The organism is Acidovorax facilis (assembly GCF_023913775.1).
In the GTDB taxonomy this organism is placed as follows: domain Bacteria; phylum Pseudomonadota; class Gammaproteobacteria; order Burkholderiales; family Burkholderiaceae_C; genus Acidovorax; species Acidovorax facilis.
The window spans coordinates 1-13582 of the sequence record NZ_JAMXAX010000147.1; the positions used below are offsets into that span (position 1 = coordinate 1).

Annotated in this window: 13 protein-coding genes and 1 pseudogene; 8 read left to right on the forward strand and 6 right to left on the reverse strand. The window is 63.6% G+C overall.

The genetic code is table 11. From position 1 onward, the window contains the following. From NFX52_RS26030 to NFX52_RS26040, 3 genes are all read left to right on the forward strand, one after another. The coding region (locus NFX52_RS26030; protein WP_252635879.1) for a DUF802 domain-containing protein at positions 1–2590 on the forward strand (2590 nt) is incomplete at its 5' end. After that, positions 2587–3246 carry an OmpA family protein gene (locus NFX52_RS26035; protein WP_055393450.1) on the forward strand — a complete coding sequence of 220 codons (660 nt, stop codon included), beginning with the start codon at positions 2587–2589 and terminating at the stop codon, positions 3244–3246. The genes NFX52_RS26030 and NFX52_RS26035, both read left to right, overlap by 4 nt. Beyond that, on the forward strand, positions 3239–3832 hold the full coding sequence (locus tag NFX52_RS26040) for a DUF2894 domain-containing protein (protein WP_055393448.1): 594 nt from the start codon (positions 3239–3241) through the stop codon (positions 3830–3832). Before NFX52_RS26035 ends, NFX52_RS26040 begins: the two co-directional genes overlap by 8 nt. 39 nt (positions 3833–3871) lie before the next feature. Here NFX52_RS26040 and NFX52_RS31160 read toward each other — a convergent pair whose 3' ends face one another. Beyond that, on the reverse strand, positions 3872–4747 hold the full coding sequence (locus NFX52_RS31160) for a DUF3703 domain-containing protein (protein WP_353848498.1): 876 nt from the start codon (positions 4745–4747) through the stop codon (positions 3872–3874). 3 nt (positions 4748–4750) lie between these two features. Then, positions 4751–5397 (reverse strand): annotated as a pseudogene (locus NFX52_RS26050) (cation efflux transmembrane domain-containing protein). Between the two features lie 71 nt (positions 5398–5468). Between NFX52_RS26050 and NFX52_RS26055 the strand changes: the two are divergent. The 4 genes from NFX52_RS26055 (at position 5469) to NFX52_RS26070 (ending at position 8740) form a co-directional block, all read left to right on the forward strand. Beyond that, complete coding sequence (locus NFX52_RS26055; protein WP_055393445.1) at positions 5469–5930, forward strand: Cd(II)/Pb(II)-responsive transcriptional regulator; 462 nt, start codon at positions 5469–5471, stop codon at positions 5928–5930. A 196-nt stretch (positions 5931–6126) separates the two neighbouring features. After that, positions 6127–6927: an MlaE family ABC transporter permease gene (locus tag NFX52_RS26060; RefSeq protein WP_055393443.1), complete on the forward strand. Its 801-nt coding sequence runs from the start codon at positions 6127–6129 to the stop codon at positions 6925–6927. A gap of 59 nt (positions 6928–6986) precedes the next feature. Next, positions 6987–8024 (forward strand): MlaD family protein, encoded by a 1038-nt coding sequence (locus NFX52_RS26065; RefSeq protein ID WP_055393441.1) that lies wholly within the window; start codon positions 6987–6989, stop codon positions 8022–8024. A 35-nt stretch (positions 8025–8059) separates the two neighbouring features. Next, a complete protein-coding gene (locus NFX52_RS26070) occupies positions 8060–8740 on the forward strand; it encodes a hypothetical protein (RefSeq protein ID WP_055393439.1) in 681 nt (226 codons plus the stop codon). 11 nt (positions 8741–8751) lie between these two features. Here NFX52_RS26070 and NFX52_RS26075 read toward each other — a convergent pair whose 3' ends face one another. From NFX52_RS26075 to NFX52_RS26085, 3 genes are all read right to left on the reverse strand, one after another. Continuing rightward, positions 8752–9129 (reverse strand): hypothetical protein, encoded by a 378-nt coding sequence (locus tag NFX52_RS26075; RefSeq protein ID WP_238385451.1) that lies wholly within the window; start codon positions 9127–9129, stop codon positions 8752–8754. Between the two features lie 126 nt (positions 9130–9255). Continuing rightward, the gene (locus tag NFX52_RS26080; RefSeq protein ID WP_055393434.1) at positions 9256–9438 is read right to left on the reverse strand and encodes a hypothetical protein; all 183 of its coding nucleotides are present in this window, start codon (positions 9436–9438) and stop codon (positions 9256–9258) included. 210 nt (positions 9439–9648) lie between these two features. Beyond that, a complete protein-coding gene (locus NFX52_RS26085; RefSeq protein WP_055393432.1) occupies positions 9649–9975 on the reverse strand; it encodes a hypothetical protein in 327 nt (108 codons plus the stop codon). A gap of 372 nt (positions 9976–10347) precedes the next feature. Here NFX52_RS26085 and NFX52_RS26090 point away from each other — a divergent pair, with 372 nt between their 5' ends. Then, positions 10348–11559 carry a tyrosine-type recombinase/integrase gene (locus NFX52_RS26090; protein WP_055393429.1) on the forward strand — a complete coding sequence of 404 codons (1212 nt, stop codon included), beginning with the start codon at positions 10348–10350 and terminating at the stop codon, positions 11557–11559. A gap of 760 nt (positions 11560–12319) precedes the next feature. Here NFX52_RS26090 and NFX52_RS26095 read toward each other — a convergent pair. Next, on the reverse strand, positions 12320–13282 hold the full coding sequence (locus NFX52_RS26095; protein ID WP_055393426.1) for an IS5 family transposase: 963 nt from the start codon (positions 13280–13282) through the stop codon (positions 12320–12322). Between the last annotated feature and the right edge of the window lie 300 nt (positions 13283–13582).

The following is a 13582-nucleotide window of genomic DNA, read 5'->3' on the forward strand; positions in this document are numbered from 1 at the left end:
GGCGCTGGCCATGACGGTGGTGATTGCTGCCGTCTACGTGGTGGGAGCCTATGAGCTGATGCAGTTCCGGGCCGCGACTTCGTCGCTGTCCATTGCGCTGGCCGGGCTGGGGCAGCAGCCCCTGGTGGACCTGGGTGGTTGGCTGGAGCGCATGCATTCGTCCTTGCGCAACCCGGTTCGCCAGCGGATCGACGGGGAGCGTGTGCCCCTGCCGGGGCCTGCGCTGGCGCCGTACCTGGTGGGGCTCCTGGTCATGCTGGGCATGCTGGGCACCTTTCTGGGCATGGTGGTCACCTTCAATGGCGCGGTTTTCGCACTGGAGGCCTCGTCCAGCCTGGAGTCGACCCGGGCGGCGCTGGCCGCGCCCATCAAGGGGCTGGGTCTGTCGTTTGGTACCTCGGTGGCCGGGGTGGCAGCGTCGGCCATGCTGGGGCTGATGTCCGCCCTGTGCCGCCGCGAACGGCTGGCAGCGTTGCGCATGCTGGATGCCCGCATCGCTAGTGATCTGCGCCCCTTCTCGGCAGCCCACCGGCGCCAGGAAATGTTCGAGGCCCTGCAGGCCCAGGCGCAGGCCATGCCGCTGATTGCAGAGCGCCTGCAAGGCCTGATGGAAGGGCTGGAGCGCCGCCACGAGCAGTTGAACGGCCAATTGCAAGACCAACAGCAGGTGTTTCACCGCGAGGCGGCTGCGGCCTACACCCAGCTGGCCACCACCGTGGGGGCATCCCTGCACGACAGCCTGGGCGCCAGCGCCCGCATGGCGGGTGAGACGATCCGCCCGGTGGTGGAGCAGGCCATGGCAACGCTGGCGCAAGAGGCTGAGCGCTCGCACCAGCGGCTGCGCGAGGCCACTGGCGTGCAGATGCACGCCCTCACGGCCCAATGGGAGGGCACGGCCCGCCAGGTGGCGGACACCTGGACGGAGGCCTTGGACCGTCACACGCAGACGCAGGACCAGCAGGCGGTGCAGTTGGGCAGCGCGCTGCAGTCCATCACGCAGACGCTAGAGCAGCGCACCACGAAGCTGCTAGCCACGTTGCAAGAGACTGTGGCCCAATCACAGGCGGCCCAACTGGCGGCCGACCAGCAGCGCCTTGCGGGCTGGAGCCTGTCCATGGAGGGCATGGCCAGCCGACTGGCGGAGCAATGGCAGCTTGCGGGTGAACAAACGGCGCAGCAGCAGCGCGGCGTCTGCCAGGCGCTCGAAGGCGCTGCCACCCAGCTCGACCAGTCACTGCAGACGGCATCACAGGCCTTTGAGCAGCGCACCACGGCGCTGCTGGCCTCATTGCAAGAGACTGTGGCCCAATCACAGGCGGCCCAGTTGGCGGCCGACCAGCAGCGCCTCGCAGGCTGGAGCCGGTCCATGGAGGGCATGGCCAGCGCACTGGCGGAGCGATGGCAACAGGTGGGCGAGCAAACCGCACAGCACCAGCAGGGCGTGTGCCTGGCGCTGGAAGGCGCTGCCACCCAGCTCGACCAGTCACTGCAGACGGCATCGCAGGCCTTCGAGCTGCGCACCACGGCGCTGCTGGCCTCGCTGGAACAGACGGTGGAGAAAACGCAGGCCGACCAGGCAGTGGCGGATCAGCAGCGCCTTGCGGGCTGGAGCCAGTCCATGGAGGGCATGGCCAGCCGATTGGCGGAGCAATGGCAGCAGGTGGGCGAGCGAACGGCGCAGCAGCAGCGCGGCGTGTGCCAGGCGCTGGAGGGCGCTGCGGCGCAGCTCACCGAGCGCATGACCGAGCAGGTCCACCAGGCCCTGGGCGGTGCCGCCCGGTTGATGGACCAGTCGGACGCGTTGTTGCACACCCGCATTGAGGCCGAAGCCCGATGGGCCGACACCCAGGCCCAGCGCATGGATGCGCTGGCGGGCGTGTGGCGCACGGAATTGGTGGCGCTGCGGGATGCCGAGGCGGCACGTGGCCAGGCCGCAGTGGAGCGGCTCGATGCGCTGCAGGCCGCCGTGGCCGGGCACCTGGCCACGCTGGGTTCTGCGCTGGAAGCCCCGCTCACGCGATTGCTGCAGACGGCGTCGGATGTACCGCAGGCCGCGGCTGAGGTGATCACCCAGTTGCGCCAAGAGATGACCCACCTGAGCGAACGCGACAACGCGGCCCTGGCAGAGCGCACGGCCATGATGGAGCAACTGGGTGTGTTGCTCCAATCGGTGAACGAAGCCGCCGGGCAGCAGCGTGCGGCCATTGAATCGCTGGTGGGGTCTGCGGCCTCGGTGCTGGAGCAGGCGGGGCAGGAGTTTTCCCAGGCGCTCGGCGCGCAGGCGGGCAAGGTCGATGAAGTGTCGGCACACGTGGCCGCCAGCGCGGTGGAGCTGTCGAGCCTGGGTGAGTCCTTTGGCCATGGCGTGGAGCTGTTCACGGCCAGTAACGAAAAGCTGATGGGCAGCCTGCAGCGCATCGAAGGCGCCATTGGCCAGTCCATGAGCCGCAGCGATGAGCAGCTTGCCTACTACGTGGCACAGGCCCGCGAGGTGATCGACCTGAGCATTTCTTCGCAGCAGGGCATCGTGGAAGACCTGCGCCGCCTCAACGGGCAGATGGCCGCAGCGGTGCAGGGAGTCGCCGCGTGACCGGCCTGGACGACACGCTGGACGATGCCACCGAACAGACGGCCCCGGTGTGGGCCGTGTTTGGCGACCTCATGGCGGGCTTGCTGGGTGCGTTTGTGCTGATTCTGGTGGGCGTGCTGGTGGTGCAGATCGACCTGGTCGCCAGCCTCAAGCAGGAAGTGGAAAAGCGGCAGATGGAAGAAAAGCGCCGCATGGCGCTGGAAAAAGCACTGGCGATTCCGCTGGCCAGCGGCCGCGTCACGGTCAATGAAGGCCGTATCGGCATCAGCGGCAGCGTGCTGTTTGCGGCAGGCTCTGCCGAGTTGCGCCCTGAAGGCCGGCAACTGCTCCAGAGCCTGGTGCAGCCGCTGCAGGTGTACCTGCGCGAACGTGACGAGATGCTGATGGTGAGTGGCTTTACCGACAACACCACGCTGCTGCAAGGGCGCCACCAGCGTTTTGCCGACAACCTGGAGCTGTCGGCCCAGCGCGCGTTGACCGTGACCCGCGCCCTGATCGAAGAGGACATGCCCTCGTCCCAGGTGTTTGCTGCGGCCTTTGGCGCCGAGCAGCCGGTGGCAGACAACGCCGACGAAAAGGGGCGGGCACAGAACCGCCGCGTGGAGATGGCCCCCGTACCCCGCGCTGCCCAGGCCAAGCCCGCCCGCAATGAGTGAGCCCACCCTGGAGTCCCTGCGGGCCGAAGGCGCGCAGCACCACGACCCGGTGCGCTTTCGGTATCTGGAGGTGCTGGCCGCGCGCCTGCCTGCGCAGCCCCCCGCCGTACAGCAGGTGCTGGCCCGCAGGCTGCAGGCCGCCTTGGTGGACTACGCCAGGCGCACCCGGACACCTCCCCGCCAGCCACTGGCCGCCACAGCGCCAGCCGGTGCACCATCTGCACTGGCGCAACTGAACAGCGATCTCAGTACCCGCGCCCAGGCCGACGCAGACAGCGTGCTGGTGGGCGGTGGCGCCAGTGTGTCGGACATGAAGAGCGTGCGCCGCTTCAGCGAAGTCTGGTCCAAGATTGCTGCGGAACAGCAGGTGGCCCAGGCCTTCACGCGTGGGCCGGAAAACGCCGGACCGTTGAATGCACACCGCCTCATGCTGCGCTCCCTGGCCTTGATGCGGTCGCTGTCGCCGGACTACCTGCGGCATTTTTTATCGCAGATGGACAGCCTGCTGTGGCTGGAGCAGGCCGCTGCAAAGCCAGCCAGGGCACCCCTCAAGCCAGGTCGCGTGGCTCGCTCCTCCAAGCACTGAGTGCGCAGGCTGCGACTCGGGAAGCCGGGTGCGCAGTTTTCAGACGCCGTGGTCGCCCGGCTGCACGGGGCGGATCGCCGTTTCTTCCAGCGCCTGGTCCATCAGCACAGTGACTTCTGCCGCTGGCACCATGGGCCGGAAAGCACTCACGTGGGAGCGCCCGATGTTGCCCAACGGCAGCCGTGCCAGCAGGTGCCCCAGGGGCACCAGGGCCAGCCGCAGCAGCTGGCCGGTGGCCTCGCGCGCATCTCCCAGTGCGAGGGCGTAGCGCAGCATGGCGGTGTGTGATCGCCAGTGCAGGGGCAATGAGGTCTGTCCCAGCACGTGGGCGGCCTCCAGCCAACGCCAGCGCTGGGCGGGGGGCGCGTCAGGCTGGCGGGCAAAGCTGGCCAGCAGGTGGTTGAACGCGGCGCACCTGTGTAGCGCGGTGGGGGCGGCGCCCCCGGCGGCATGCTGCGCGGCCAGTTGGCGCCAGCGCCTTTGGCGGTGCCGGTAGAACACCTGGGCAAACAGGGCGCTCAGCGGTGTCATCAGCCAGGGCAGGTGGCGCGCAATCACCTCGATGTCATCGGTGTACAGCGTGCGGCCATCGGACAGGGGCTGCAGGGTGATGCGGTGGTCCCAGCGGCGCATGAGCACGCCTTCTCCGTTGTCGCGCAGCGTGGGCCAGCCGCCCCTTTGTGCAGCCGGCTCGATGGAGATGCGCACGGTTTGCGGGCCCATGGGCAAAACGCCCAGCAACCGCATGTGCAGCGCCAGCTCGCCGGGAGCCCAGTGCGTGGGCCATTCCGTGCCCCGTGCGGGGTGAAACTGGATGAGCGGCGCGGTGATGTGGCGGAACACAGCGGTGCTTTGCAGCTGCGCAGCCACCCATTCAGGCGGGGCGCTCAACGGAGTCGATAGGTGCACGCGCATGGATCAGTGCCCTTGCGGTTGTGGCTGTGCGGTGGTGCTGGCCAGCTCTTGCCGCGCGTGGCGTATCACGCTCCAGCCGCCGCTGATGGCCAGGCCTGCCATGATGGCCGCCCCCCCAGATCGGGCCAGGCGGTGCCGGTGCCCAACACACCCAGGGCAGCGCCCATCACCGCCAGGTTGCCCAGCGCATCGTTGCGGGTGCACAGCCACACGCCGCGCATGTTGGCGTCGCCCTCCCGGTAGGCATAGAGCAGGGCGGCCACGCCCAGGTTGGCCGCCAGCGCCAGCAGGCCCACGCTGCCCATGGTGAAGGGCTCGGGCGGTGTGCCTTGCCACGCACCCCAGGCCACGCGCCCAATCACGAACATGCCAAACGCCAGCATGCTGGCCCCCTTGACCAGGGCGGCGCGGGCGCGCCAAGTGAGGGCCATGGCCAGCACCCACAGCGACAGGCCGTAGTTGGCAGCATCCCCCAGAAAGTCGATGGCATCGGCCAGCAGCGATGCCGAGCCCGACTGGGTACCCGCCCCCAGCTCCACCACAAACATGGTGGCGTTGACGACAAGCGCTATCCACAAGATGCGGCGGTAGCGCGGGTCGGCGGCGGCAGGGCCAGTGGCGCAATGGTCGTCGTGGCAGTGGGCAGACATGGGGGGTTCTCCGTGCAGTTTTGAAAGCGATGGCATGATTGGAAACCTTGAAGTCACTTGAAGGTCAAGCCATGGATCAGAACGCTGTGCAGTTTCGCATTGGCGAGGCCGCCCTGCAGTCCGGGGTGTCTGCCGCCAACATCCGCTACTACGAGAAGGAGGGGCTGTTGCCCCCCGGCGTGCGGGGCGACAACAGCTACCGCCTGTACAGCGGTGCCGACGTGCACCAGCTGCGCTTCATCCGCCTGTGCCGCGCCATGGACATGTCGCTGCATGAAGTGCGCACTCTGCTCGCGCTGGACTGGAGCCGCAAAGAAGACTGCGACGCCGCACGCGACACGCTGGATGACCATCTGCAGCATGTGCGTGCCCGCCTGGCAGAGCTGCAGACGCTGGAGGCCGACCTGCTCGCGCTGCGCAACCGCTGCGATGGGACGGATGCCCACTGTCACATCATCGAAGCCCTGCACGCGCGTGCGGATGCGCAGCCCGCTGTGCCGTTCGCCACCGCTGCGGCAAAGCGGCATGTGTAGCCCGGTCTGCCGTGGGCGCTTGCAAGCACCAGCTTCCGCAAGGATGTGAGTAGCTGTTTCTTCTGCGTTTGAAAATGCTATAAAAATAATAGCTGTTTGCGCTTGTCTATCAAGCGCTAGATGCCAAAAACATCGAAAAATTTCTATGGCAGTCCACCGTCAACGCTCTCTGTGAGTGCCCCGCTATGATCCGACCATGATTTCGCGCTTGCCCGGCCTCTCCCTGCCCGAACGTGTGTGGAACACCGCGCGGCGCTGGGCGGTCGCCTGGTGGCGCATCTTGTATCTGGGGGCGGTGGTGCTGGTGCTGGTGTTGTCGCCGTCCAGCTATGGCAAGGGCACGCGCAGGGCGCTGGCACGCCACCTGTATCTCGACACCGCCCCGGTGCTGCTCGGCTTTACGGTGCTGGCTGCCCTGATCAGCCTGGTGCTCACGCGCATCGTGGTGGTCACGGCGCTCAGCTATGGCCTGTCGCGCTATGCACTGGAGATGGTGATCCGCGTGCTGGTGCTGGAGCTGATCCCGCTCACGGCGGCGCTGTTCGTGGCCATGCGCTGCACCATCCCCAATGGCTCGCAGATCACGCGGCTGCGGCAAACCGGACGGTTCGACGCGCTGCGCGCCCATGGCTCGGACCCGGTGCGCATAGAGCTTCTGCCGCGCGTGATCGCTGGGGTGTTCGCCTGCATCACGCTCGCCGCGCTCAGCTGTGTGGTGGCCCTGGTGCTGGCGTACCTGGGGGTGTATGGTTTCAACTTGGCGGGGTTGCCCAGCTACACCCGCATGTTTGGTCAGGTGTTCACGCCCAGCGTGACGATGGTGTTCGCGCTCAAGACAGTGTTCTTCAGCCTCGCCGTGGCGCTGATCCCCATGGCGGCAGGCCTGTACGACACGGGCGACCGTACCCAGCCCGATTCAGAGCTGGGCGGCCTGGCCCGCATGTTTGCCGTGCTGCTGATGATCGAGGTGGCCTCGCTCATGGGCAACTACTACTGACCGATGTCTGCTGACACCCGACTGCCCCATCCCTTTACGGCGACCCACCTTCCGGCACCATGAACGACGAGAACCACAACGCCCGCCAAACGCCGCCCCCAGGGCCAGCCCCGGCTTCTCCTGCCACCGACGTGCCGCCCGTGGAAACCCTGCGCCCGGTGGCCTACCTGGAGATCAAGGCGGCGGCATTGCTGCTGTTCACGTTGGCCCTCATCGTCGGGTCGGGCCTGTACCTGCTGTATGCGCGTGGTGCGTTCGAGCCCACGCAGACCCTGGTGCTGACGGCCGACGACTCTGAAGGCGTGGTGGTGGGCATGGACATGACGTTCTCGGGTTTCCCCATTGGCCGCGTGCGCCGTATCGAACTGGCCGAAACCGGCAACGCCCGCATCATCGTGGACGTGCCCCGCAAGGACGCGCACTGGCTGCGTGAATCCAGCGTGTTCACCCTGGTGCGGGGCATTGTGGGTGGCACCAATATCCGCGCCTACACCGGCATGCTGAACGACAAGCTCCTGCCCGATGGTGCCGTGCGCCCCGTGCTGCGTGGCGACGCCACCGCCGAAATCCCGCAGCTCATGGCCTCGGCGCGCGAACTGCTGTCTAACCTCAATGCGCTCACGGCGCAGGACGCTGCCCTGGGCAGCAGCCTGACCAATGTGCAGGCGCTCACCGAACGCCTCAATGGCCCCGGCGGCATACTGGGAGTGCTGATGGGCAATGAGGCCGATGGGAAGAAAATTGTTGCCACGCTCGACCGCACCAATGCCCTGTTGGCGCGCCTGGATGGCATGGCGGCGCGGGCTGACAAACAGGTATTTGGCGCCGAAGGCAGCAAGGAAGCGCTGGTACCTGAGGTGCGCGCCACCGTGGCCCAGCTCAATGGCTTGTTGGCCGACACCCGCACCAGCCTGAAAAAGGTGGATGCGGTGCTGGTGGAAGCCCAGGCCATTGGCGCCAATGCCCGCGAAGCCACCACTGACCTGGGGGCCTTGCGCGCCGAGGTGGAAAGCAATCTGCGCAAGGTAGAAAGCCTGGTCAACGAAATCAACCGCAAATGGCCTTTTGCGCGGGATACGGAACTCAAGCTGCCATGAAGCCCTTTTCAGTTTCTGCATTCCCTTCGAAGCCCATGCACCTGGCCAGGCCACTGCGGGTGTCATTGCTGGGAGCTGTGGTCGTAGCGGCGGCGTTGTTGTCCGCGTGCTCCAGCAAACTTCCCGTGCCCGACTGGCAGATGAACGCTCAAGGCTCAGCCCAGAAGGCCCTCGAAGCCTATCTGTCGGGCAACCCCCGCGTCGAGCAGCTCGAATGGGACCGCGCCCGGGCTGAAGTGGCCCGCACGGGGCGCCCAGACCTGCTGGCCCGTCTGGAACTGATGCGCTGCGCTGCGCAGGTCGCCAGCTTGGTACCTGGCCCCTGCGAGCGCTTTGAACCGCTGCGCGCCGACGCCGCCGCGCCCGAGCGCGCTTATGCCGACTATCTGGGGGGGCGAGTACAGCCTCAGGACGTGGGCTTGCTGCCCGAAGCGCAGCGCAAGGTGGCTGCATCGGGCGATGCATCTGCGTTGCCCGCTTTGGAAGACCCGCTGTCGCGCCTCGTGGCAGCTGGGGTGCTGTTTCAGTCGGGGCGCGCCAGCCCGGCGGTGATCGCTATCGCTGCTGACACAGCCTCTGCCCAGGGCTGGCGCAGACCGTTGATGGCCTGGCTCAATGTGCAGGTGCAACGCGCTGAAGCTGCGGGCGACCAACAAGCCACTGCTGCGCTGCGTCGGCGCATTGCCATCGTGGAGCAGGGTGCACCTCAACGCTGAGGCGCGAACGGCTAGCGCAGGCGTGCCTGCAATTGCGTTTCGATGTGTTCCCGCTCCAGTGCAAACTGCTGGGCGGTGATCTCATTGGCTTCGTATTTGCGGGCGGTGGATAACAGCAGCACCGTGTTTTCCAGGCGCGTGTCTTGTTGCAGCGAGGGTGGCAGGGCGGTCAGGCGGTCAAAACTCTGCTTGTAGAGTTCGCTCCAGCTCAGCGCTCCGGCCTGGGCCTGGGCGCGCGCACCCTCATGCCAGCGCGCGAATTCTTCGAGGGAGCCATCCCTCGGGCTGGTGCATCCCCCCATCGCCACCAGTAGCGCTGTCGCCGCCACAGGCCGCGCGAAGAAGCGAGCAGAAAAAAGACTTGCAGAGATTCGAAAACGTGTGGTCACGATCGTCCTCCATTCTGGATTGCCACCGAAAATCCCGGTGCGCAGCGCCAGATGGTACTCCGATGCTATGCTTTTTGCTACCCATGGCGAGTAGGCGTGCTAAACCACTCCACCTCATGCACAAGGTCACTCAAACAGACTGGAGGGAAAGATCTGGTCCAGCCCACTGGGCAAAAGCGGCATCGAATCCACCGACTGCACGGTCACATCGGGCATCAACAACGATGCCGCCGCCAGTACCGCGAGCACAACCGTGCCGGCAAACGCAGCGAGGGCGCGGGTTCCGGGTGTCAAGGGGTGGCGCTTCATGGCGGATCCTTTGTCAAAAAGGTGGGAGTCCCAATGAGCTCCCGGGTCAGCCTCAATGGCTGGTGGAGAGGATTTCAGCAAAACGCGCGGTCAGCGTCTGTCAGACAAGTGCGATATCCGCAGATGACCCCGGTTTGTTGCCTTTGGTTGCAAGTCATTCAGAAGCTTGGTTGTGCTCAGATGTTCCGTAGAGCGAGCATGCGCATGACACTAGGAGTCCAGCGTGGTCCTTGTCCCACCGCGCTGCACCTGGCAGGAGTCCAAAGACGGAAGCCAATCGGCCGAAGCCGGCGCTGGCGCAGAGCGCATGGGCGCGAACTTGAATGGGTGACGGGGGTAGGTTGTTGCCAGCGCTGCCCGCCCCTGCGGCGAAATGGCAAGGACCTCTGCTTTTTGCTCCTTGGCACACACATCGGGAAGCTGCACCTCTACGAGCTGAGCAGCCGCCAGCACCCGAAGCTTGTCAACGTCGCAGGGCTTCTCGATCATCATGGGCAGCTTGCTCTGTGCAAGGACGAACAGTAGCTCCATGGGCATGGGTGCACTCCTTTTGGGTGGAGTCATTTATTGTGAATAGTGCGCCGTGGCGTGACAACCAATCACACGTTTTGCAACAAATCGGCGGATTTGGTCCCACCGCTCCCGGCATTTCGCGAGGCGGGAAGGAGGCGCTGAAAGCGCTCCGTGTCACTTGAGAGGCCGAAACGAAAAAAGCGCCCCGAAGGACGCTTTTTTGATTTTTGGCGGAGAGGGCGTCTGCCAGATTGCTATTCAATGAGGTTCCAAGGCGTTCAAATTGTAGATGTAAGTTGTTGTTTTGTATGAAAATAGTCCCAATGTGATCCAGTGGCGTCCAATGAGATGGAAGTAACGGTGGCATACTGATTGGCATACCAGATTAGGCATTCAATGGCCACCATCACTGACACCAAAGCCCGGAGCATCAAGCCAACTGATCCGGCAATTCCCCACGGCAGCATCACCGGCCTAGCCTTGCATCCCTCCAGTACGAAGGGCCACGGTAAGTGGGTCCTGCGATACGTCAGCCCCATATCGGGCAAACGCCGAAATGCTGGCCTGGGCTCTTACCCTGAGATTGGCATCGCGGAAGTCGGTAAGCGGGCCACAGCCATGCGCATCGAACTAGCGGAGGGCAAGGACCCGCTGGAAGAGAAGACCAAGATCGAAGACAAGCCCAAGGCCCCTACCTTCAAAGAAGCTGCACACACGCTCCACCGAGACCTTCTTCCTGGCTGGAAGAACCCCAAGCACGGCCAGCAATGGATCAACACCCTTCAGGAGTACGTCTTCCCAAGGTTGGGGAGCAAACTTCTGCACGAGATCCAACCAGGCGACGTTGCCGAGGTTCTGAAGCCCATCTGGCTCATCAAGGCAGAAACAGCCAGTCGGGTTAAACAGCGCATACATGCCGTGATTGGCTGGGGCTGGGCCCACGGGTACTGCCAATCAAACCCTGTTGATGTGGTTGGACACCTGCTCGCGCAGCAGCCAGGTAAGGCTGTGCGGACTCAACACCATCCCGCCATGCCCTGGAGAGACATTCCAGAATTCGTGCAGAAACACCTCAGGCCGGGCAACCGGCCTGAGGTGACACGCACATTGCTTGAATTTGTGATTTTGACCGCCTGCCGCTCGGGCGAGGCGCGTGGGATGACCTGGAACGAGGTCGATCTGAAGAGCAAAGTCTGGACGATCCCTGCCGAGCGCATGAAGGCAAAGTTTCCCCATCGCGTCCCCCTCTCTCCAAGGGTGATGGCCATCCTTGAAGAACAAAAGGGCCTGCACGAAACCCTCGTGTTTCCTTCGGTCCGGGATCGCGTCGAACTTTCCGACATGGCCATCACTTCACTTCTCCGCAGGCTGAAGGTCAAGAGTGACACCCCAGGGAGGGTTGCAACCGCGCACGGTTTTCGATCCAGCTTTCGAGATTGGTGTAGCGAGAATGGGCACTCGCGTGATCTGGCAGAGCGGTCCCTAGCTCACATCATCAAGGACAAGGTCGAGGCTGCATACCATCGCACTGACTTGCTGGAGCAGCGACGAGGCCTCATGAATGCTTGGGAGGCATTGGTCATTGGCAAGGGGCTTGAGCAAAACTGAGCGGGTTCAGCTCATCGATGGGGTGGGGCATGCGGGGACGCCAAAAGGTGCAATGGATCTAGGTGGCGGCATCGACACGGGCCTGCGTCTATGTGATGGCAGCGCTGGGCTATCTGCACTCCAGACCAGACCCGCTACGCTGTCTGCTATGCCCGCACGGCATGTTGGCTGAGCTCAGCCCGTCAAGCGCCGTGAAGTCAAGGCCCCCTTTTCCTGTCGGCTTTGACATGCAGGCCCGCAGCTGCCTGCGCGCCGCAGCTCTGGCGTCCGCCTCGCCCCGCGTAAGCGATGGTGCATGCCATCAGGTTGGCGCCGCTGGCGCACTGCGTCTGGCCCCGTTTCGTTTAGCTGGGCCTGGGCGTGGGCAGCAGAAGCAGCGCCCACGGTGTTTGCAGAATTTTGGTTGTTGATTTTCATGCAACCTTAATCCACTTACGGCAGAATCAGTATTCTGAATATTTGTCGCCTACTTACGATGAAATTCAAGCATTTTGTCTCCCGCTATAGCCCGTTCTTTCACAGAGCCTTCTCGGACGATTTCTAAAAATTTTCTGGTATCAGGCGGTAAATTTTTTTCTGAAAATGGAATTGGCTCAGATGTTAGGGATGTCCTGAACAACTCGGACTCGTAAGTGCTACAGGGTCGATGTTTTTCAGATGATGCAATTGCGGCCGTTTTCTCGCATCTTTGCGCCATTTTTCACGCCCTTTCGGGTCATTCGCGCTGCTTTTGCGGCCCCTTGCCTGTTTGCAGGCGCACTCATCCCTGCGCCGCCAGCAATTGGTGGCGCACCATCCACAGGTTCGATAGCGCAAACAGTGTCTTGAGCTGCAGCGTGTTCTTCTTGAGCCCACGGTAGCGCACCTTGGTATAGCCAAACTGCCGTTTGATCACCCTGAAGGGGTGCTCCACCTTGGCACGGATGCTGGCCTTGATCTTCTCCACCTGGTCGATCAGTGCGTCAATGGGGTTGTTTTCCTTGTCCAGCTCTTTGCGCTTGCCCGGGCGCATCGCCACATGCCAAGTGACATCTTTCCTGGCATCCGGGCGCTTGTGCGCTCCTTGGTAGCCAGCATCACCAAAGACGTCTTTCTCCTCACCATGGATCAAGCTGTTGCCTTCCACCACATCAGACACGTTGCCCGAGGTACCGATGACGGTGTGCACCAGACCCGAGTCTGCGTCCACGCCAATGTGGGCCTTCATGCCAAAGTGCCACTCGTTGCCCTTTTGGCTTGAGTGCATCTCTGGATCGCGCTTTTTGTCCTTGTTCTTGGTCGAGCTCGGTGCCGCGATCAAGGTGGCGTCCACGGCAGTGCCCGCCTTGAGCAGCAGGCCCTGGGCTGCCAGAAGTTCATTGACGGTGGCCAGAATCTGATCGGCCAGTTTGTGCCTTTCCAGCCGGTGGCGAAAGCGCAAGATGGTGCTCTCGTCAGGCATTCGCCCATGGGCATCAAGCCCTGCAAACTCCCGGTAGATCGGGGTGTCAAAGAAGGCTTCTTCCATCGCCAGATCCGACAAGGTGAACCACTGCTGCATGCAGTGGATGCGCAGCATGGTCTCCAGTGCAAAGGGGGGGCGACCGTTCTTGCCTTCGGGGTAATACGGGGCGATGAGATCGACCAATGCAGCCCAGGGAACCACCCGCTCCATCTGGGCCAGCAGTTCCTGCTTGCGGGTTCTTTTGATGCTCAAGTCCAGACCCAGGCTGCTTTGTTTCATGGCCGATAAGCATGCCACGGCCGGCTGACAACTACCAAACATCGGGGGAGGTTTTGCAGGATTTCCTTAGAACGTGCGAGATGTTGGGGGTCAAAAGCCAATTGGCGAGTTGAGCGCGCTCGGCATGCGTTCCTGTCTTAATCGTGGTATTAATTTGATCAAGGACAACTTGATTGTTGTCGCCGACCGAAAACTGACAGTCTGAAAGGTCTGGTGCCGATCCAAAATTGACAGGGGTGTTCAACTGCCCTGCTGAATTTTTCAGCAGGGATGTAAGAGGTGATCACCATGGACATGATT